Source organism: Streptomyces sp. WAC 06738, assembly GCF_003945505.1.
Lineage (GTDB): Bacteria > Actinomycetota > Actinomycetes > Streptomycetales > Streptomycetaceae > Streptomyces.
Map to the genome: position 1 here is coordinate 1,889,121 of NZ_CP029618.1, position 19,557 is coordinate 1,908,677.

18 protein-coding genes and 1 riboswitch are annotated in these 19,557 nt (G+C 75.2%); of the genes, 12 read left to right on the forward strand and 6 right to left on the reverse strand.

What is annotated here, in order from left to right; genetic code table 11:
* Nucleotides 1–117 precede the first annotated feature (117 nt).
* From DMB38_RS07935 to DMB38_RS07985, 11 genes are all read left to right on the forward strand, one after another.
* The gene (locus DMB38_RS07935) at nucleotides 118–1,449 is read left to right on the forward strand and encodes a glycosyltransferase family 4 protein (RefSeq protein ID WP_125934564.1); all 1,332 of its coding nucleotides are present in this window, start codon (nucleotides 118–120) and stop codon (nucleotides 1,447–1,449) included.
* Between the two features lie 205 nt (nucleotides 1,450–1,654).
* Nucleotides 1,655–2,380, forward strand: a complete 726-nt coding sequence (locus DMB38_RS07940; RefSeq protein WP_125934565.1) for a methyltransferase domain-containing protein — start codon at nucleotides 1,655–1,657, stop codon at nucleotides 2,378–2,380.
* Nucleotides 2,377–3,447 carry a prenyltransferase gene (locus tag DMB38_RS07945; RefSeq protein ID WP_125934566.1) on the forward strand — a complete coding sequence of 357 codons (1,071 nt, stop codon included), beginning with the start codon at nucleotides 2,377–2,379 and terminating at the stop codon, nucleotides 3,445–3,447. The genes DMB38_RS07940 and DMB38_RS07945 overlap by 4 nt, the downstream gene beginning before the upstream one ends.
* A 160-nt stretch (nucleotides 3,448–3,607) precedes the next feature.
* Nucleotides 3,608–3,684, forward strand: a riboswitch (cobalamin riboswitch).
* A gap of 168 nt (nucleotides 3,685–3,852) precedes the next feature.
* Complete coding sequence (locus DMB38_RS07950; protein WP_125934567.1) at nucleotides 3,853–5,184, forward strand: prenyltransferase/squalene oxidase repeat-containing protein; 1,332 nt, start codon at nucleotides 3,853–3,855, stop codon at nucleotides 5,182–5,184.
* The gene (locus tag DMB38_RS07955; protein ID WP_240662025.1) at nucleotides 5,181–5,909 is read left to right on the forward strand and encodes an SCO2322 family protein; all 729 of its coding nucleotides are present in this window, start codon (nucleotides 5,181–5,183) and stop codon (nucleotides 5,907–5,909) included. Before DMB38_RS07950 ends, DMB38_RS07955 begins: the two co-directional genes overlap by 4 nt.
* On the forward strand, nucleotides 5,906–7,123 hold the full coding sequence (locus DMB38_RS07960) for a CbiQ family ECF transporter T component (RefSeq protein WP_125934568.1): 1,218 nt from the start codon (nucleotides 5,906–5,908) through the stop codon (nucleotides 7,121–7,123). The genes DMB38_RS07955 and DMB38_RS07960 overlap by 4 nt, the downstream gene beginning before the upstream one ends.
* Nucleotides 7,120–8,781 (forward strand): ABC transporter ATP-binding protein, encoded by a 1,662-nt coding sequence (locus tag DMB38_RS07965; RefSeq protein ID WP_125934569.1) that lies wholly within the window; start codon nucleotides 7,120–7,122, stop codon nucleotides 8,779–8,781. The genes DMB38_RS07960 and DMB38_RS07965 overlap by 4 nt, the downstream gene beginning before the upstream one ends.
* Nucleotides 8,782–8,926: 145 nt before the next feature.
* Nucleotides 8,927–9,730 (forward strand): ECF transporter S component, encoded by an 804-nt coding sequence (locus tag DMB38_RS07970; RefSeq protein ID WP_125938878.1) that lies wholly within the window; start codon nucleotides 8,927–8,929, stop codon nucleotides 9,728–9,730.
* A gap of 38 nt (nucleotides 9,731–9,768) precedes the next feature.
* Nucleotides 9,769–11,298, forward strand: a complete 1,530-nt coding sequence (locus DMB38_RS07975; protein WP_125934570.1) for a UDP-N-acetylglucosamine 1-carboxyvinyltransferase — start codon at nucleotides 9,769–9,771, stop codon at nucleotides 11,296–11,298.
* A 253-nt stretch (nucleotides 11,299–11,551) separates the two neighbouring features.
* Nucleotides 11,552–12,802, forward strand: a complete 1,251-nt coding sequence (locus DMB38_RS07980; RefSeq protein ID WP_125934571.1) for a SpoIIE family protein phosphatase — start codon at nucleotides 11,552–11,554, stop codon at nucleotides 12,800–12,802.
* A gap of 99 nt (nucleotides 12,803–12,901) precedes the next feature.
* Complete coding sequence (locus tag DMB38_RS07985) at nucleotides 12,902–13,741, forward strand: DUF899 family protein (RefSeq protein WP_125934572.1); 840 nt, start codon at nucleotides 12,902–12,904, stop codon at nucleotides 13,739–13,741.
* Between the two features lie 95 nt (nucleotides 13,742–13,836).
* On the opposite strand, the gene DMB38_RS07990 is transcribed toward DMB38_RS07985, so the two are convergent.
* Nucleotides 13,837–14,454, reverse strand: coding sequence for a TIGR03086 family metal-binding protein (locus DMB38_RS07990; protein WP_125934573.1), 618 nt, complete (start codon nucleotides 14,452–14,454; stop codon nucleotides 13,837–13,839).
* A 119-nt stretch (nucleotides 14,455–14,573) separates the two neighbouring features.
* Nucleotides 14,574–15,416, reverse strand: a complete 843-nt coding sequence (locus DMB38_RS07995) for an AraC family transcriptional regulator (protein WP_125934574.1) — start codon at nucleotides 15,414–15,416, stop codon at nucleotides 14,574–14,576.
* A gap of 79 nt (nucleotides 15,417–15,495) precedes the next feature.
* Between DMB38_RS07995 and DMB38_RS08000 the strand changes: the two genes are divergently transcribed.
* A complete protein-coding gene (locus tag DMB38_RS08000) occupies nucleotides 15,496–15,906 on the forward strand; it encodes a DUF2000 domain-containing protein (RefSeq protein ID WP_125934575.1) in 411 nt (136 codons plus the stop codon).
* Here DMB38_RS08000 and DMB38_RS08005 read toward each other — a convergent pair.
* The 4 genes from DMB38_RS08005 to DMB38_RS08020 all read right to left on the reverse strand — a co-directional run bounded on the left by DMB38_RS08005 (nucleotide 15,892) and on the right by DMB38_RS08020 (nucleotide 19,526).
* Nucleotides 15,892–17,127: a hypothetical protein gene (locus tag DMB38_RS08005; protein ID WP_125934576.1), complete on the reverse strand. Its 1,236-nt coding sequence runs from the start codon at nucleotides 17,125–17,127 to the stop codon at nucleotides 15,892–15,894. The two genes, DMB38_RS08000 and DMB38_RS08005, sit on opposite strands and share 15 nt — an antisense overlap.
* A 170-nt stretch (nucleotides 17,128–17,297) precedes the next feature.
* Complete coding sequence (locus DMB38_RS08010; RefSeq protein ID WP_125934577.1) at nucleotides 17,298–17,987, reverse strand: ankyrin repeat domain-containing protein; 690 nt, start codon at nucleotides 17,985–17,987, stop codon at nucleotides 17,298–17,300.
* Between the two features lie 115 nt (nucleotides 17,988–18,102).
* A complete protein-coding gene (locus DMB38_RS08015) occupies nucleotides 18,103–18,792 on the reverse strand; it encodes a hypothetical protein (protein WP_240662027.1) in 690 nt (229 codons plus the stop codon).
* Entirely contained in the window at nucleotides 18,789–19,526 is a 738-nt protein-coding gene (locus DMB38_RS08020; RefSeq protein WP_240662029.1) for a hypothetical protein, read from the reverse strand. The genes DMB38_RS08015 and DMB38_RS08020 overlap by 4 nt, the downstream gene beginning before the upstream one ends.
* Between the last annotated feature and the right edge of the window lie 31 nt (nucleotides 19,527–19,557).

Sequence of the window (19,557 nt, forward strand, 5' to 3'; positions counted from 1 at the left end):
GGCAGCTCTCGCTACCAACGGGTAGATTCGAAGCCGCCGAACGTCTGCCTGAAACTTGTTCTAGATTAGCGCGAGCGGTTACGCTCCGGCGAAACTGCAGTGAGAAGGGGGCCGTACGTGACCGCCGAGGTGCCACTGCGCATCGCCCTGCTCAGCTACAAGGGCAACCCCTTCTGCGGCGGACAGGGCGTCTACGTCCGCCACCTCTCGCGTGAGCTGGCCCGCCTCGGCCACCGGGTCGAGGTGATCGGCGCCCAGCCCTACCCCGTGCTCGACCCCGGCGTCACCCTGACGGAGCTGCCCAGCCTCGACCTCTACCGGCAGCCCGACCCCTTCCGCACCCCCGCGCGCGGCGAGTACCGCGACTGGATCGACCTGCTCGAGGTCGGCACGATGTGGACCGGCGGCTTCCCCGAGCCGCTGACGTTCAGCCTCCGCGCCCGCCGCCATCTGGCCGCCCGCCGCGGGGAGTTCGACGTCGTCCACGACAACCAGACCCTCGGCTACGGCCTCCTCGGCGGCGCCCGCGCCCTCGGCGCCCCGCTCGTCACCACCGTGCACCACCCGATCACCGTCGACCGGGACCTGGAGCTGGCCGCCGCGCCCGACTGGCGGCGGCGCTACTCGGTGCGCCGCTGGTACGGGTTCACGCGCATGCAGCGCCGCGTCGCCCGCCGGCTGCCCGCGGTGCTGACGGTCTCCGGCTCGTCGCGTACGCAGATCACGGCCCAGCTCGGGGCGCGCCCCGAGCGGGTGCACGTGGTGCCGATCGGCGCGGACACCGAGCTGTTCACGCCCGACCCCTCCGTGCCGCGGGTGCCGGGCCGGATCGTCACGACGGCGAGCGCGGACGTGCCGCTGAAGGGTCTCGTGCACCTCGTCGAGGCGCTGGCCAAGATCCGTACCGAGCAGCCGGACGCGCACGTGGTCGTGGTCGGCAAGCGCGCGGAGGACGGGCCGGTCGCGCAGGCCGTCGAGCGCTTCGGGCTCGGCGGGGCGATCAGGTTCGTCACCGGGATCAGCGACGAGGAGCTGGTCGGCCTCCTGCGCAGCGCGCAGGTCGCGTGCGTGCCTTCGCTGTACGAGGGCTTCTCGCTGCCGGCCGCCGAGGCGATGGCGACGGGCACGCCCCTGGTCGCCACGACGGGCGGCGCGATCCCCGAAGTGGCGGGCCCGGACAACGAGACGAGCCTGGCGGTTCCCCCGGGAGACGCCGGCGCCCTGGCCGGCGCCCTCACCCGCCTGCTCGCCGACGCCCCGCTGCGGGCCCGTCTGGGCGCGGCGGGCCGCGAGCGGGTGCTGGCCCGCTTCACCTGGGCCCAGGCGGCGAAGCAGACCGCGGAGCGCTACCGGGAGACGATCGCGGCCCACGCGGCGACGGCCGCCCGCCCCCGGCCGAAGGGCGGCCCGGCGACGGCAAGGATGCGCGCGGCAGGCGGTGACCGCTGATGCCCCGCGGGGAGGGGGAGCCTGGCGACGCGCTCCCCGCCCGCCGTCGCGAGCGGCCACGCGCCGCGGCGCCGCACCGCCGTGCCCTCTCCCCCGCTCCCCCGCCCCGTGGCGACGACGCCCCGGCCGCCCGCGCCCTCGCGCACTCCTCTCCCCCGCCCCTCCCCGCCCCCGTACGCCTCCCGCCCACCCCTCCGGAGGAGATGTGCTGACCGTCGACTTCACCCGCTTTCCGCTCGCGCCCGGCGACCGCGTGCTCGACCTCGGCTGCGGCGCCGGGCGGCACGCCTTCGAGTGCTACCGGCGCGGCGCCCGCGTCGTCGCCCTCGACCGCGACGGCGACGAGATCCGCGAAGTCGCCCGCTGGTTCGCGGCGATGAAGGAGGCGGGCGAGGCCCCGGCGGGTGCCACCGCCACCGCCGTCGAAGGCGACGCCCTCGCGCTGCCGTTCCCCGACGACAGTTTCGACGTCGTCATCGTCTCCGAGGTGATGGAGCACATCCACGACGACAAGGGCGTGCTCGCCGAGATGGTGCGCGTGCTGCGCCCCGGCGGCCGGATCGCGGTCACGGTGCCGCGCTACGGCCCCGAGAAGGTCTGCTGGGCGCTCTCGGACGCGTACCACGAGGTCGAGGGCGGCCACATCCGCATCTACAAGGCGGACGAACTGGTCGGCAGGATCCGCGAGTCGGGCCTCAAGCCGTACGGGCTGCACCACGCGCACGCGCTGCACTCGCCGTACTGGTGGATCAAGTGCGCCGTCGGCGTCGACAACGACACGTCACCCGCCGTCCGCGCGTACCACAAGCTGCTGGTCTGGGACATCATGAAGAAGCCGCTCGCGACCCGCCTCGCCGAGCGGCTGCTCAACCCGGTCATGGGCAAGAGCGTCGTCGTCTACGCGACCAAGCCCCACGAGGGCGGCCGGTGACCAGCTCCGAGCGCACCGAGCACCTGGTCCTGCCCGGCGTGCTGGACGCCGCCGAGGTGGCGCAGACCGTCGCCGGAATCGCCGCGGTGCAGCGGGACGACGGGGCGATCCCGTGGTTCCGGGGGCACCACCTCGACCCGTGGGACCACACCGAGGCGGCGATGGCCCTGGACGCCGCGGGCGAGCACGCGCGCGCGGAGGCGGCGTACGAGTGGCTGCGCCGGCACCAGCTCGCGGACGGGTCCTGGTACGCGGCGTACGCGGACGGGGACGCCGCCCGGCCCACCGACCGCGGCCGGGAGACGAACTTCTGCGCGTACCCCGCGGTCGGCGTCTGGCACCACTATCTGGCCACCGGGTCCGAGGCGTTCCTGCGCCGGATGTGGCCGGTGGTGCGGGGCGCGGTGGAGTTCGTGCTGCGGCTCCAGCAGCCCGGCGGCCAGGTGGGCTGGAAGCGGGAGGCGGCGGACGGCGAGGTGCTCACCGACGCCCTGCTGACCGGCTCCTCGTCCGTGCACCAGGCGCTGCGCTGCGCGCTGGCCGCCGCCGAGCGGCTCGGCGAGCGGCAGCCCGGCTGGGAGCTGGCCCTCGGCCGGCTCGGGCACGCGATCCGGCGGCATCCGGAGCGGTTCCTGGACAAGGACCGCTTCTCGATGGACTGGTACTACCCGGTGCTCGGCGGCGCGGTCACCGGCCCCGCGGCCACCGCGCGCATCGAGCGCGAGTGGGACCGCTTCGTCGTCCCCGGGCTCGGCGTGCGCTGCGTCGGCGACCGGCCGTGGGTGACCGGCGGCGAGAGCGCGGAGCTGGTGCTCGCGCTCTGGGCGGCGGGCGACGGCGACCGGGCGCTGGAGGTGCTGCGCTGGCTGAAGCACCTGCGGGCGGAGGACGGCATGTACTGGACGGGGTACGTCTTCGAGGACGACGCGATCTGGCCCGCGGAGCGCACGTCGTGGACGGCGGGGGCGCTGCTGCTCGCGCTGGCGGCGGTCGGCGGCGAGGAGGCGACGGGCGCGGTGTTCGGCGGGGCGGGGCTGCCGCGGGGGCTGGACCCGGACTGCTGCTGAGGGGGACGGGACGGGGCGTTCGTACGGGCCCCGAAGGCCCGGTCCGTACGGGATCCGCACCGCAACCGCCCTCGTCAGCCGCCTCCCGGCCGGGACCGGCGCTGACCTCCGCGGGTACGGGGCGGTAAGGTGAGCGGCGACAACTTCAATCGCGCCCCGCAGGGGAAGCCGGTGCGAAACCGGCGCTGACCCGCAACCGTGAGTGCGGCCGCCCTGGCCGTGCGAGCCGGAGCACCCGCGAGGCGCGGCAGGCTCAAAGGGGCCCCGCCGGTACCGATGCCGGCCCGGGCCCCGTCCGTCGCGGTATGCGGAGCTGAGCCCGGTCCCCCGGCGCGCGTCGAGCGCGGTCGGGCGGCCGCGGCCGGCTGTGCCGGCCGCCCCGTCCCGAAAGGCCCCCGCTCCGCCATGGCTCCGATAGGCCGGACCGCCGCCGCCCGCGGCACGCGCGCCGCACTCGCCGCCGCCGTGCTGCTGCCCCTCACCGTCGCCGGCCCGGCGTCGGCGGCCTCGGCCGCCACCGCGCCGCAGGCGGCACCGCGGGTCGCCGCGCAGGGCACGCCCGCGCAGGCCGTACCCGCACAGAAGAAGCTGCCCGAGGGGCTATACGGCACCGCGGACCCCGAGTTCGACGGCGTCTGGCGGCAGTCGCTGGCCCTTCTCGCCCAGCGCTCGCAGCAGTTGCGCCCGGCTCCGGCCGCGGTCGCCTTCCTCACCGGGCAGCAGTGCGCGGACGGCGGCTTCGCCGCGTACCGCGCGGATGTCGCGAAGCCCTGCGACGAGGCGGCCGAGGACACCAACGCCACGGCCGCCGCGGTGCAGGCGCTGAGCGCGCTGGGCGGGGAGCGCAAGGCCGTGGCCGAGGGCGTGGCCTGGCTGAAGGAGATCCAGAACGAGGACGGCGGCTGGGGCTTCAACCCCGGCGGCCCGACGGACGCCAACTCGACCGCGGTCGTGATCGGCGCGCTCGCCGCGGTCGGCGAGGAGCCGGAGAAGACGACGGCGGGCGGCGGCAGCCCGTACGACGCGCTGGCGACGCTCCAACTCGGCTGCGACGCGAAGAAGGCGGAGCGGGGGGCGTACGCGTACCAGCCGGAGGACGACGGCGCGCTCTTCCCCAACGACTACGCGACCGCGGCGGCCGTGCTCGCGGGCACGGGCAACGGCCTCGGTGCCGGCCTGGCGAAGGGGGGCGCCGGGGGCGGCAAGGACGAGCCGGTCGAGGCGGGCGCCTGCACGGAGGACCCGTCCCCCGCGGAGGCGGCGGACGCGGGTGCGGCATACCTGGCGCAGAAGCTGGCGGCCGGCGACGGGCACCTCCCGATGGTGACCGGCGAGGGCCCCGACCACAACGCGACCGCCGTCGCCGTGCTGGCACTTGCCGCGGGCGGCCACGGCAGCGCGGCGCGCGAGCCGTACGGCTGGCTGGAGCGCGACAAGAGCACCCTGTCCTGGTCGAAGGAGAACCCGGCGGCCCTGGCCACCCTCATCCTCGCCGCCGACGCGGTGGACGCCGACCCGAGCGCCTTCGCGGGCGGTACGGACCTGGTGGCGAGCCTCAACGCCACGGGCCCGCAGCCGACGGCGGAGAAGCCGGCGACGGACCCGGCGGCGTCACAGGAGTCGTCGGACGACGACGGCGGCCCGGGTGTGGCGGTCTGGTCGCTGCTGGCGGTGGGCCTGGCGGCGGGCGTGGGCATCGGCCTGCTGGCGAGCGCCCGCAGAAAGAAGCGCGCATGACGGGCGGCGGGCAACCGCGCCGCGGGCGGCGGACGATACGGCAGGCGATACGGCGGGGGCTCGTTGCCGCGGCCGGGGGTGCTCTGCTGGTGCTCGGGGCGGGTGCGCCGGGGGCGCAGGCCGCGGAGGGGTACCGGTACTGGTCCTTCTGGGACCGGGACGGGGACTCCTGGGTCTACGCCACCAAGGGCCCCGGGCTCGAACGGCCCGCGGACGGGGACGTGCACGGCGTGCGGTTCGCCGTCAGCGAGGAGTCCGGCGGCGGCCCGCGCCCCCGCGGGGCCGCCGGCTTCGACGCCATCTGCGGCGACACCCCGCCCGGCGACGGCGGCAAACGCGTCGCCCTCGTCCTGGACTTCGGCACCGCCGCGGACGCCCCCGGCGGCCGGACCCCGCCCCCGGCCCGTACGGAATGCGCCTCGGTCGCCGAGGACGCCACCCTCGGCGACGCGCTCGCCGCCGTCGCGGAGCCGCTGCGCTACGACTCCAACGGCCTGCTCTGCGCCATCGACGGCTACCCGCGCAGCGGCTGCGCCGAGCCGGCGGCGTCCGACGCCGGCGCCGGCGCCGGCGAGGCGCGCGACAAGGTCGACATCTCCACCGTGCCGGCGGACGAAGCCGACGACGGCGACTCCGGCCCGTCCACCGGCACGGTCGGCGGCCTCGTCATGGTCGCGGTCCTCGCCGGCCTCACGGTCTGGCAGTTGCGCCGCCGCCGCACATGACACCCGAGGCCCCCCACCGCCCCGGCTCCCCGCGCACCGCCGAGGGGCGGAGCGCGCCCGCGCAGGCCGTGCGCGGGGGCGGCGTCCTCCGGCCGCCCCTCGCCGACCGCGCCAACGCCCTGCACGCCGGGGCCTGGTGGCTCTGGGCGCTCGGCCTCGCCACCGCCGCCTCCCGCACCACCAACCCCCTCCTCCTCGCCCTCCTGGTCGCCGTCGCCGGCTACGTCGTCGCCGCCCGCCGCACCGACGCGCCGTGGGCCCGCTCGTACGCCCTCTTCCTCAAGCTCGGCCTCCTCGTCATCGCCGTCCGGCTCCTCTTCGCCACCTTCCTCGGCTCCCCCATCCCCGGCACCCACACGCTCTTCACCCTCCCCGAGGTCCCCCTCCCCGAGTGGGCGCAGGGGGTGCGCCTCGGCGGCCGGGTCACCGCCGAGCAACTGACGTTCGCCTTCTACGACGGCATGAAGCTCGCCACCCTCCTCATCTGCGTCGGCGCCGCCAACGCCCTCGCCAACCCCGCCCGCCTGCTGAAGTCCCTGCCCGCCGCGCTGTACGAACTCGGCGTCGCCGTCGTCGTCGCGATGACCTTCGCCCCGCACTTCGTCGCCGACGTCGCCCGGCTGCGCCGCGCCCGCCGGCTGCGCGGCCGCGACGACCGCGGCCCGCGGGCTCTCGTCCAGGTCGGACTCCCGGTGCTGGAGGGCGCGTTGGAGCGTTCGGTGGCGCTGGCCGCGGCGATGGACGCCCGCGGATACGGCCGTACGGCCCGGCTCCCCCGCGCCGTCAGGATCACCACCGCCGCACTCACCCTCGGCGGGCTCCTCGGCATCTGCGCCGGCACGTACGGGCTGCTCGCCGCCTCCGGCGCCGGCTACGGCCTGCCGGTGCTGGCGCTCGGCGCCGCCGCCGCGGCCTGCGGGCTGTGGCTCGGCGGACGCCGCGCGGTGCGCAGCCGCTACCGCCCCGACCGCTTCGGCCCGCGCGCCTGGCTGGTCGCCGCCTCCGGCGCGGCCGTCGGCGGCCTGATGATCTACGCCAACTCCTACGGACCCGACGCCCTGCACCCCACCGCCGTACCGCTGACCGCGCCGGAACTGCCGCTGTGGCCGGCCGCGAGCTGCCTGCTCGGCCTGCTGCCGGCGCTCGTCGCCCCCGTACCGCCGCGGCCGCGCGAACCACGCGCCCCGAGAACCACCGAGGAGACCGCCCAGTGATCCGTTTCGAGGACGTGTCCGTCGTCTACGACGGCGCCGCGAAGCCCGCGATCCGGGGCGTGGACCTCACCGTCCCCGAGGGCGAACTCGCCCTGCTCGTCGGCCCCTCCGGAGTCGGCAAGTCGACGCTGCTGAACGCCGTCTGCGGGCTCGTGCCGCACTTCACCGGCGGCACCCTGCGCGGCCGCGTCACCGTCGACGGCCGCGACACCCGTACGCACCCGCCGCGCGAACTGGCCGACGTCGTCGGCACGGTGGGCCAGGACCCGCTGGCGCACTTCGTCACGGACACGGTCGAGGACGAACTCGCCTACGGCATGGAGTCCCTGGGCCTGCCGCGCGACACGATGCGGCGGCGGGTGGAGGAGACGCTCGACCTGCTGGGCCTCGCCGAGCTGCGCGACCGGCCGATCGCCTCGCTCTCCGGCGGCCAGCAGCAGCGGGTGGCGATCGGCTCGGTGCTGACGCCGCACCCGCGGGTGCTGGTCCTGGACGAGCCGACGTCGGCGCTGGATCCGGCGGCGGCGGAGGAGGTGCTGGCGGTGCTCCAGCGGCTGGTGCACGACCTGGGCACGACGGTGCTGCTGGCGGAGCACCGGCTGGAGCGGGTGGTGCAGTACGCGGACCAGGTCATCGTCCTGCCGTCCCCGGGCGCGGCACCGGAGACGGGCGCGCCGGCGGAGATGATGGCGGTCTCGCCGGTACGCCCCCCGGTGGTCGCGCTGGGCCGGCTGGCGGGCTGGTCGCCGCTGCCGCTGACGGTACGGGACGCGCGCAGGCGCGCGGCGCCGCTGCGGGAACGGCTGGCGGGGCTGGCTCCGGGCGGCGGCGAGGGCGGACCGGACGGGCGGGCCGCCGGGCCCGTCGCCGTCGCGGAGCGGTTCACCGTGCGCCGCGGGCGGGCGGAGGTGCTGCGCGGGGTGTCGCTCTCCGTCGCCGCGGGCGAGACCGTCGCGGTCATGGGGCGCAACGGCGCGGGGAAGTCCACGCTGCTGGCCGGTTTCGTCGGCATGCACCGGCCGGCCGCCGGTTCCGTACGGCTCGGGGACCTCGCCCCGCACCGCACCCGCCCGGCCGAACTCCTGCGGCACGCCGGGCTCGTACCGCAGGATCCGCGGGATCTGCTGTACGCGGACACCGTCGCCGCGGAGTGCGCGGCCGCCGACGGCGACGCGGGGGCCGCGGCCGGCACCTGCCGGGCCCTCGTCGCCGAGCTGCTGCCCGGCGTACCGGACGAGGCGCACCCCCGCGACCTGTCGGAGGGCCAGCGGCTCGCGCTCGCCCTGGCCGTGATCCTCACCGCCCGCCCCCGGCTGCTGCTGCTCGACGAGCCGACCCGCGGCCTCGACTACGCCGCGAAGGCGCGGCTCGTCGGCGTGCTGCGCGGGCTCGCCGCGGCGGGCCACGCGATCGTGCTGGCGACGCACGACGTGGAGCTGGCCGCGGAACTGGCGCACCGGGTGGTGATCCTGGCGGACGGCGAGGTGGTCGCGGACGGGCCGACGGCGGAGGTCGTCGTCGCCTCGCCGTCGTTCGCGCCGCAGGTGGCGAAGATCCTCAGCCCGGCGGGCAGCGGCACGGTGGGCGGCGGCACGGCGGCGGGGAGGACGTGGCTGACGGTCGCCCAGGTCCGGCATGCCCTGGAGGCGGCGGCATGACGGCGGAGGAGCCCGGAGCCGTACCCGGGACACCGGGCGGCGACACGTACGCGAACCCCCGGACACCGCGGACACCGCGGGCACTCCCGGCACGCCCGGCCCCGCCGGCAGCCCTCCGGCCACCGCCCCCGCCCGCGCCCCCCGCCTGCGCGTGGTGCGTCTCGGCCCCGTCTCCGCCGCCGCCCTGCTGCTCGTCTCCGTCATCGGCGTCGCCGCCTTCGGCTGGCCGCTGCTCGCCGGGCCCGACTCCGGCCTCGCCCACTCCGGCGACGCCCCCTGGCTCTTCGCCGCCCTCCTGCCCCTCCTCGTCGCCGTGGTCGGCGCGACCATCGCCGACTCCGGGCTCGACGCCAAGGCCGTCGCGATGCTCGGCGTCCTCGCCGCCGTGGGCGCCGCGCTGCGGCCCCTCGGGGCGGGGACGGCGGGGATCGAACCGATGTTCTTCCTCATGGTGCTCTCCGGCCGGGTGCTGGGACCGGGCTTCGGGTTCGTGCTCGGGGCCGTGACGATGTTCGCGTCCGCCCTGCTCACGGGCGGGGTCGGGCCCTGGATGCCGTTCCAGATGCTGGCCATGGGGTGGGTCGCGATGGGTGCCGGGCTGCTGCCCGGGGCGGAGCGGCTGCGGGGGCGCCGGGAGTTGTGGCTGCTTGCCTCGTATGGAGCAATCGCTTCAGTTCTTTACGGCACGGTCATGAATCTCCAGGGGTGGCCATATCTGAGCGGTATGTCTACGGGCGTGTCGTTCGTCGCGGGCGATCCGCTGCCGGAGAACCTGGCCCGTTTCGTCGCGTACTGCCTCGCCACGTCCCTGGGTTGGGATCTGCCGCGCGCGGTGGTGACGGCGGTGTGCACGCTCACCCTCGGCCGGGCCGTGCTCGCCGCGCTGCGCCGCGCCACCCGAAAGGCCGCATTCAGTACTCCGGTGACATTCGAGGCGCGAAACCCCTGAATGCGCGGGCATCTCATATGTGAGATAGCGTCCAAGTCATGGCAGACGACTACCTCGTGCGCATCGGCAGGCTCATCCGTGACGCCCGGCAGCACCGCGGATGGTCGCAGAGTCAGCTCGCCGCGGCGCTGGGCACCAGTCAGAGCGCCGTCAACCGCATCGAGCGCGGCCATCAGAACATCAGCCTGGAGATGATCGCCCGCATCGGCGAGGCACTGGACAGCGAGATCGTCGCCCTGGGCACCGCGGGCCCGATGCATCTGCGGGTGAGCGGCGGCCGCCGGCTGTCCGGCGCGCTCGACGTGAAGACCAGCAAGAACGCCTGCGTCGCGCTGCTCTGCGCCACGCTGCTGAACTCCGGCCGTACGGTGCTGCGCCGGGTGGCGCGGATCGAGGAGGTCTTCCGCATCCTGGAGGTGCTGAACAGCATCGGGGTGCGGACCCGCTGGATCAACGACGGCGCCGACCTGGAGGTCGTCCCCCCGGCGGAACTGGACCTGGACTCCATGGACAACGCGGCGGCGCGCCGCACCCGCAGCGTGATCATGTTCCTCGGCCCGCTGCTGCACCGGGTGGAGCGCTTCAAACTCCCGTACGCGGGCGGCTGCGACCTCGGCACCAGGACCGTGCAGCCGCACATGGCCGTGCTGCGCCGCTTCGGCCTGGACGTGACGGCCACCGAGGGCGTCTACCACTGCGAGGTCGTCTCGGACATCGGCCCCGACCGGGCCATCGTGCTGACCGAGCGCGGCGACACCGTGACCGAGAACGCGCTGCTGGCCGCGGCCCGGCACGACGGCGTGACCGAGATCCGCAACGCCAGCTCCAACTACATGGTCCAGGACCTGTGCTTCTTCCTGGAGCACCTGGGCGTGCGCGTGGACGGCGTGGGCTCGACCACGCTGCGGGTGCACGGCGTGCCGTACATCGACAGGGACGTCGACTTCTCCCCGTCCGAGGACCCGGTGGAGGCGATGAGCCTGCTGGCGGCGGCGGTCGTCACGTCGTCGGAGCTGACGGTGCGGCGGGCGCCGGTGGAGTTCCTGGAGATCGAGCTGTCGGTGCTGGAGGAGATGGGCCTCGACCTCGACCGCACCCCGGAGTACGCGGCCGACAACGGCCGTACCCGGCTGGTGGATCTGACCGTGCGCCCGTCGAAGCTCCAGGCGCCGACCGACAAGATCCACCCGATGCCGTTCCCCGGCGTCAACATCGACAACGTGCCGTTCTTCGCGGCCATCGCCGCCTCCGCACAGGGCTCGACCCTCATCCACGACTGGGTCTACGACAACCGCGCCATCTACCTCACGGAACTGACCCGCCTGGGCGCCGGCGTCAAACTCCTCGACCCCCACCGCGTGCTGGTCGAGGGCCCGACGCGGTGGCGCGAGACGGAGATGATGTGCCCGCCCGCGCTCCGCCCCGCGGTGGTGGTGCTGCTGGGCATGATGGCGGCGGAGGGCACGTCGGTGCTCCGCAACGTCTATGTCATCAACCGGGGTTACGAGTCCCTGGCCGACCGCCTCAACTCGGTCGGCGCCCGCATCGAGACCTTCCGCGACATCTGACATACAGGTACTCGCGCCTCGCCTCGACTCTCGTACCCGGCCCGCCCCCCTGCCGCGGCGCCGCGCTCCGCGCCCTCGTTCGCGCGCCGCCGGAGCGGAGCCGTGGCCGGTCCGCGGGTGGTCTGACGGCCTGCCTCGCCGGTCACGTCCGTTTGGCGGATTACGGCGGGTACGACCGCTCCGCCCGTTCTAGATTGGCAGCGGGGTGGCAGGTCGGCATTCTTCCGGGGGTGGAAAGGGCTGGTACGGACCTGTGACCTCGCAGATCGACTACGAAGCGCTGTTCACGGCCGCGCCCGATCCGAACCTGGTGCTGGGCCCTGATCTGGTGATCGTCGACGTCAACGAGGCATACCTGCGGGCGACCGGCCGGACCCGGGAAGACCTCATCGGCCAGTACCTGTTCGACGCCTTCCCCCGCAATCCCGCAGACCCGCACGCCACCGGAATTCAGGACCTGGAGGGCTCGCTGCACCGGGTCCTGCGCACGAAGCAGCCGGACACCCTGGCGCTGACGAAGTACGACATCCCCCGCCCCGGCAGGCCCGGGACGTTCGAGGAGCGGTGGTGGTCTCCCATCAACACCCCCGTCCTCGGGCCGGACGGACAGGTCGCCTGGATCATCCACCGCGTAGAGGACGTGACCCCGTTCATCCTGGCCCGCGCAGCCCAGTCGGCCGGCAACGGCGACCAGGACCGGGCCCTCAGCGAACGGGAAGCGATGGACGCCGAGCTGTACGTGCGGGCGCGAGAGCTGCAGCAGCTCAACGAGGAACTGCGCCGTGCCCACGCCCGGGAACGGCAGGTCGCCGTCACCTTGCAGGAGACCATGCTCCGCTCGCCGGACCTGGCACACCACCCGCACATCACCGTGCGCTACCTGCCCGCCTCCGGCTCCCTGAACGTGTGCGGCGACTGGTACGACGTCATCGATCTCCCGGACAACGGCTTCGCCGTCGCCGTCGGGGACGTCGTCGGCCACGGCCTGCAAGCCGCGGCCACCATGGGCATGCTGCGCAGCGCACTGTCCGCCGGAGTCCGGGCACTCCGCGAACCGGGCAGGGCGCTGGATCTCCTGGACCTGTACTCCTACGCCGTGGAAGGGGCGATGGCCACCACCGCCGTCAAGGCCGTCATCGACCCCGACGGCTGCCGGATCACCTACAGCAGCGCCGGCCACCTCCCGCCGATCCTGCTCCACCCCGACGGCACCTGCGATCTGCTGGACAAGTCCACCGACCCGCCGCTGGGCACACGTCCCCGGCACATCCCGCGCCCCCACGCCAGCCTGCCCTACCGCACCGGCGACACCCTCGTCCTGTACACCGACGGGCTCATCGAGCGGCGCGGCGAAGACATCGACGCCGGCCTGCACCGGCTGACCGACACACTCGCCCGCTACGGCACGCTCGGCACCGAACGCCTCGCCGACACCCTCCTCGCCCGCCTCGGCGTGGCCGGCGGCGCCCGCGACGACATCGCCCTGATCATCGTCCGCCTGTGAGGGGTCTCCCGCGGGTCCCCGAGGGCGTCGTCGGGGACCGGAGACTACGTTGCTGAGAAGCGATGCGTGGTCACAACGAAGCGATCCCAGGAGCCAGTGATGGTCGAGAACCCGAGTAAGGCGCAACCGCCGGTGGTCGGCCGCGCGGCCTTCGAGCAGCAGGTGGAGGAGCTGCGGACGAGGGAGAAGGCCCACACCCGCGAAGGCGACGGGATCGCCGCCGCGCGCCGCAGGCTCCCGATGGTCGAGGTGGCCGCGGACAGCCGACTGCTGGGGCCGGACGGCCCCACGACGCTCCTGGACGCGTTCGAAGGCCGGCGTCAGATGATCGCCTACTACTTCATGTGGTGGCCGGGCCGGCCGGCCGCCGAGCAGTGCGAAGGCTGCACCTGGGTGATGAGCCACGTAGGCGAGCTGGCCTATCTGCACTCCCGCGACATCACCTTCGCCGTGTTCTGTCAGGGGCGGAACACCGCCTACGGCTTCGGAGACGCCCAGACCTCCTACGACGAGAGCCTGCGCTACCGGGACTTCATGGGCTGGACGATGCCCTGGTACTCCGCCCAGCCCTCGCTCGGAGCGCTTCTCGTCGGCCGGGAGCTCGGCTTGTTCCACCTGGTGTGCTACCTGCGCGACGGCGACCGTGTCTTCGAAACGTACTGGACCAAGCGCCGCGGGGCCGAGGCGGTGGACTACAGCTACGCGCTCATGGATCTCACGGTGTTCGGGCGTCAGGAGGACTGGGAGGACTCACCGGCAGGCTGGCCGCGTCTCGGGCAGGCCACACGGACCCTGGGCGGGGCCCCCGACTGGCCGCCGCTGTGGGAGTGGCCGGGCGGACGTCCCACAGCGCAGTGGCCGCGCATCGACGCCGGCCGCTCCGACGACCTGGGCACCGCCGGAACCGGCCCGGCAACCGAGCCCGGCCACTGCCACTGAGCTTGACGGCGGTGTCCTCGCCGATGTGGTGGCCGACCCGGATCGACACGCCTCCGCGCCCACGCTGCGGCCGGATCGTCCCAGGGGGACGGGCGTCAGCGTCCGGGAGGCGTCCAGCCGGGGTCGCGGCCGCTGAGCCCCGCCACCCGGTCCAGCAGCGGCGCGTCCTCCGGCACGGCGACGACCGGCCCGAACATTCCTCCCCGCGCGGGCCCGTCGGGGGTGGCCGCCAGCAGGTCGTAGGAGACGCGCAGCGCCTCGTCGTCCGGCTCGTACGGCAGGCCGGTGGCGCGGGCGAGGTCCCAGCCGTGCAGGACGAGCTCGTTGAGGGCGACTCGGCCGGCCACCGCGGCCGGGAGCGCGACGCCGCCTGCCTGGGTGTCGCCCTCCCAGGCCGCCGGGTCGTGCCACGCCTCGGCGAGCTCGGGGAGCTGCCGGGCCAGTTCCTCGCGCCAGCCGGGGCCGATGTCGGGGCGCGGCGCGGAGCTCGGGTCGGTGCCGGTGGTGGGGCCGAGGTCCTTGCGGCCCGCGTCGCGGAACGCGACCGTCAGGCCGGCCAGGTGGCCCAGCAGGTGGCGTACGGCCATGCCCTCGCACGGCGTGGGGTCCTCCAGCCGGTCGTCGGGGACGCCGGCGGCGAGCCGGGCGACGACTCCGGTCTGCGGGCCGAGGTCCGGGTGGGCGGCCGGTGCGGCGGGGTTTGCGTCGGTCATGCGGAGTTCCTTCCGTGGCGTACTGCCTCCACCGATCATGACTCGCGCGGGACGCGAAACTCATCGCCGAACCGCCCCGCCCTCCCACCCGCGCCGAACTCGCCGCCGCCCCCGGCGCGCTACCGCCGTACGGCGTGGGCGAATGCGCCCGGGGTGATGCCGTAGGTGCGGACGAACCAGCGGTGCAGGTGGCTCTGGTCCGCGAATCCCGACGCCGCCGCGGCCCCGGCCGCGCTCTCCCCCGCCGTCAGCCGGTGGCGGGCGTCGCGGAGGCGGAAGAGGCGCTGGAGGTCGCTCGGGGACATGCCGTACTCCGTCTGGAACGCCCGGTACAGCGCGTAGCGGCTGCAGCCCGCCGCCGCGGCCAGCTCCGCCGCCGGGATCTCCTCCGCGAACCGTTCCCGGAGCACCGCCCGCGCCCGCCGGGCGGCGCCGGCCTGCGGGCCGCCGGGGCGCAGCGTTCGGGGGCGCGGCGGGGCCGTCGAGGCGCGGCGGACCATGGCCGTCACGGCGGCGGTGAGCCGTTCGTCGCGTACCAGCGGGCCCGCGCCCTCCGTGAGCGCCGCGTGCAGCCTCAGCAGCGCGCGCCACAGCGGCGGGTCGCGGTGCACGGGGTCGGCGAAGAGCGGGAGGGCGGCGGCGCCGTCGGGAGCGCCGGCGTCGGCGAGGACGTCCCGTACGACGTCGGGGCCGATGTGCACCATCCGGTACGTGAACCCCAGCTCGGCCGCCGACTCGCCGTCGTGCGGGTCGTCGGGGTTGAAGGCCATGACGAGGCCCGCGGCGGAGGTGTGCGAGCCGCCGCGGCAGACGAAGCGCTGGGCTCCGGTCTCGGTGAGGCCGAAGGAGTAGGCGTCGTGGCTGTGGCGGTGGAAGACGTGCTCCTCGAAGTGGGCGCGCATGGCCTCCACCGGCCGCTGCGCGTCCCGCCAGTAGGAGACCCAGTCGCTCACGCCTTCCATGGTGCCGCACCAGGTGAGCGCACCGCGGTGCCGCACCAGCGTTCAAGACCGCCGCCGCCCGCGGGGCCAGGCTGGCGGCATGCGCTTCGAGACCAAGATCGCCGTGGTCGTCCGGCACGACCTGGCCGCCTGGCAGCGGCTGAACGTCACCGCCTTCCTGTGCAGCGGCGTCGCCCACGCCGCCGACGACATCATGGGCAAGCCGTACGAGGACGGCTCCGGCAACCGGTACCTGCCGATGTTCCGCGAGCCCGTCCTCGTCTTCGCCGCCGACGCCGCGGGCCTGACCCGTACCCACACCCGGGCGCTGTCCCGCGGTCTGGCCACCGCCCTCTACACCGACGAGCTCTTCGCCACCGGCAACGACGACGACAACCGCGCCGCCGTCCGCGACGTCCCCGCCGCCGACCTGACCCTGGCGGGCCTCGCGGTCCACGGGCCGAGGAACGCCGTCGACCGTACGGTCAAGGGCCTGTCACTGCACACCTGAGCCGCGTCTGCCCAGCGCGCCCCAGCCGCCCTCCGGCGCCTGCCCCACCTCCAGGCCCCGCAGCGCCCGCAGGGTCCGCGGGGCCTGCGCGTCGAGCCAGTCGGCGAGCTGCCGGAAGGACACGCAGCGCACGTCCTCGCGGGGGCAGACCTCCTTGATGGTCTCCTCGACCGCGCGCATGTACGCGCCGTCGTGCCAGGTCTCGAAGTGGTTGCCGACGATGAGCGGCGCGCGGTTGCCCGTGTACGCGCGCCGGAAGCCGGCGAGCAGCCCGTCGCGCATCTGCGACTGGGCGTTGGCGGGGGTGGTGAGGGGGTTGACCTTGAAGTTGTAGTCCGTGGTCAGCTCTTCGCGGTCGCTGCCGGGGTACGGCACGAGCTGCATCGACAGGTCCCACAGGCCGTCCTCCTTCGCCGGCCACACCTGTTCGCTCACGCCGCTCGTGTCGTACCGCCAGCCCAGTTCGCGGGCGGCGGCGCGGAGGTTGCCGGCTCCTTCGAGGCAGGGGGTGCGGGCGCCGGTCAGCTCCTTGTCGTAGTCGAAGGGCAGCGGCGCGGCGTCGCGCATCCCGGTGTTCGTCTTCCACCGCTTGACGAACTGCTCGGCCTGCGCGATCTCGCTCTTCCACTCCTCCTTCGACCAGCTCGCGACGCCGGTGGGGCCGCAGAAGTGGCCGTTGAAGTGGGTGCCGATCTCGCTGCCGTCGAGCCAGGCGCCGCGGACCTGGTCGACGGTCTCCTCGATGTGCGCGTCGCTGAGCAGCCCGATGTCGGAGGCGCCGGGGGCGTGGCCGGGCGGCTCGTACAGCGACCGCTTGGACTCGGGCAGGAGGTAGATGCCGGAGAGGAAGTACGTCATGGCGGCGTCGTACCTCCGCCCGACCTCCCGGAAGTGCCGGAAGAGGCCGTCGCCGGTCTCGCCCGCGCCGTCCCAGGAGAAGACGACGAACTGCGGCGGCTTCTCGCCCGGGGCGAGCTTGCGCACCCGCGGCTGCGCGGGCTGCGCGCCGGTCCAGGCGGTGGAGCCGTCGCCGATGAGGTGTGCGCTCGTGCTCTTCCGGGCGGCGGCGCGGGCGTCTGTCCCGGGGTCCGCGTGCTCGCCGCTCTGCTCCCCGGCCTTGCCCCCGCTGTCCCCCGGCCCCGCCGTGCACCCGGCCGCCGCCACCGGCACCAGCACCGCCGCCGCGCACGCGCCGACGACCGCACGCCTCGCCCTGCCCATGGGTCACCTCTCTCTCCCGCGCCAATTCGCTGGAGTGATAACCCGAAAAACATACAAATACCGGATGCTCACCCGGATGCCCGAGCGCGTAGACCGCCCGGACGACGGACCTGGGCCTGATGCGCTACGCGGCCGGGGGTGGCGGTGCGTCAGAGCCGGGGGCGGCGGCGTCAGAGGCGGCCCCAGCCGGCGCGGGCGCCCTCGCCGTGGTCCGTGATCGCGAAGCGGTGTCCCTCGGCCCACCGCTGGGCCGCGTATCCGAGCCGCGGGGAACCGCTGTTGAGGTAGTCCTCGGCGATCTCGCGGTCCCCGCGGCGCCCCAGCTCCTCCTCCAGCACGGCGAGGAAGTCCGGGCGGCCGACCCGGATGGCGGTGAGGAGCACCGCGCGCAGCGGCTCGCCGTCCCCGGTCCTGGCGAGGACGTTGGTCAGCGCCGCGGGATAGACGGGGGCGCGGTGGTACGGGCGCAGCTCTTCGGCCAGCTCCGCGGCCCGGGCGGTCGCTTCACCGTCGTACCGGCGGAGGAGGTCGACGAGTTCCTCGATGCGCAGCTCCGCCTCGGCCACCTCGGCGAGCTGGTGCGGCAGCAGCCCGTCGCGGTTGTACGACTCCTCGCGCGCGCCGAGGGCGAGCAGCGTCTGGACGAGTTCGTGGTCGCCCGCGTAGTAGGCGTAGTGCAGCGCCGTGTCGCCCCGGGCGTCGGAGATCCCGAGGCCGTAGCCGCGGTCCACCAGCGCGCGCACCTCGGCGGGGTCCCCGCGCAGGACGGCACCGAGGAACGCGGTGCTGCGGCGGCGCCGCCGGAAGCGGGACACGGCGAGGACGAGACACGTCACGAGTGCGATCAGCAGACCCAGCACGGGGCCCTCCACTTCTCCGCGGTCGGGAGTGGAGGCAGTGTCGCCCGGTCGCCCCGGGACCGCTCCCGGGGCGGGAGCGGTCCTGGGGCGGGAGCGGTCCTGGGGAGCCCGCCGTCTACAGGGTCAGCAGCCGCTCCGCGAGGTCGCGTGAGTCACGGAGGGCGAGGCGGAGCCGCTCGGTCTGCGCGTTCGCCTCGCCGTCGGTGGTCCTGGCCTCGCGGGTCAGGTCCCGGGAGGCGTCGCGGCGCTCCGCGAGCAGCGCGGCGATGCGCTCGCCGAGATCGCCGAGGACGGCGCAGGCGTCGTCGACGGCCCCCGGCGGATCGTCGACGAAGCGGCCCGTCGCCCGGTGCAGCCGCTCACCCCACTCGTCCCGCTCGGACGGCGGCAGGAGGGGGCCGTCCGGCGCGCGGCCGTGGCCGGTCGCGGAGGGGGACGCCGCGGGGGCGGGGGCGGCTGCGGGCGCGGGGGCCACGGGGTCCGCGACCGCCACCGGGTCGGCGGCCACGTGGCCGGCGGTCGCGACGGGATCCGTGGTCGCGGGGCCGCCCTTCGCCGGGCCTGCCCGGTCCGCCGCCGCGGCGGCCGGTACGAGGACACCGGGGGACCCGGTGCGGGACGGCTCTCCGGCCAGCGGCACGCCGGGCTCCGCCGCGCCGCCGGGCCCTTCGGGCGCGTTCTCGCCGGAACCGCCCCCCGGCGCCACGGCTCCTCGCGCAGCCGCCCCGGCGTGCTCGCCTTCCCTGTCGCGGGAGTTGCCGGCCGGCTTGCCCGCCGTCTCGTCGCGTTCCCCCGCGCCGGTCACGAAGCGCTCCCGCCCCGGCCGTCGCCGCGGCGCATCGCCCACGGCGTGGGCACGCGGCCGGCCAGCCGGCGCCCGCCGCCGCCCTCGCGGGCCGGGGCCGCCTTCTCGTTCTCCGGGGTCCCGGGCGCCTCCGGCGCATCCGGCGCCTTCGGGAGGGTGGCGGAAGTGCCCGGCCGGCCCGCCAGCTCCGTGTACAGCTCCCGGGTGCGGAGCAGCGCCGTGCGGGCCTCCTCCGTGGGCGGCTCCCCGCCCGCCCGGCCGGGTTCGCGCTGGGCGAGCCGGTGCAGCCGGCGGTAGTCGCCGATGTGGCGCGGGTAGTGGACGGAAAGGGCGGAGACCCGCTCGTCGTACTCCTCGGCGGGGTAGCCGAGTTCGCCCGCGAGCCGGGCGATCAGCGCGTCCGCCTCCGCGGCGGCGCGCACGGGCGAGTCGACGAAGTGCTGCTGGATCAGGCTCCATTCGGCGTCGTAGCGCTCGCGGGCGGCGGGATCGAGCCGTACGGTCCGCAGCTTGCCGTACGCGCGGACGCGCTGGGCCAGTTCCTTCTCGGCGGCCTTGCGGTCGCCGTCGTGGCGCTCGACCGTCCGGTCGTACTCCGGTCCGAAGCGCCGCCGCAGCCCTCGCGGCCCGCGGGGCAGGCCGAGGGCGGCGATACCGCCAGGGGTGCGCATCAGTAACAGGGCCGCTGCTGCGACGGCGGCCACGACCACGATGATGATCAGCCACACAGTCATAGAGGGCGGCTAGCCCGTATCGTCCGCCGCA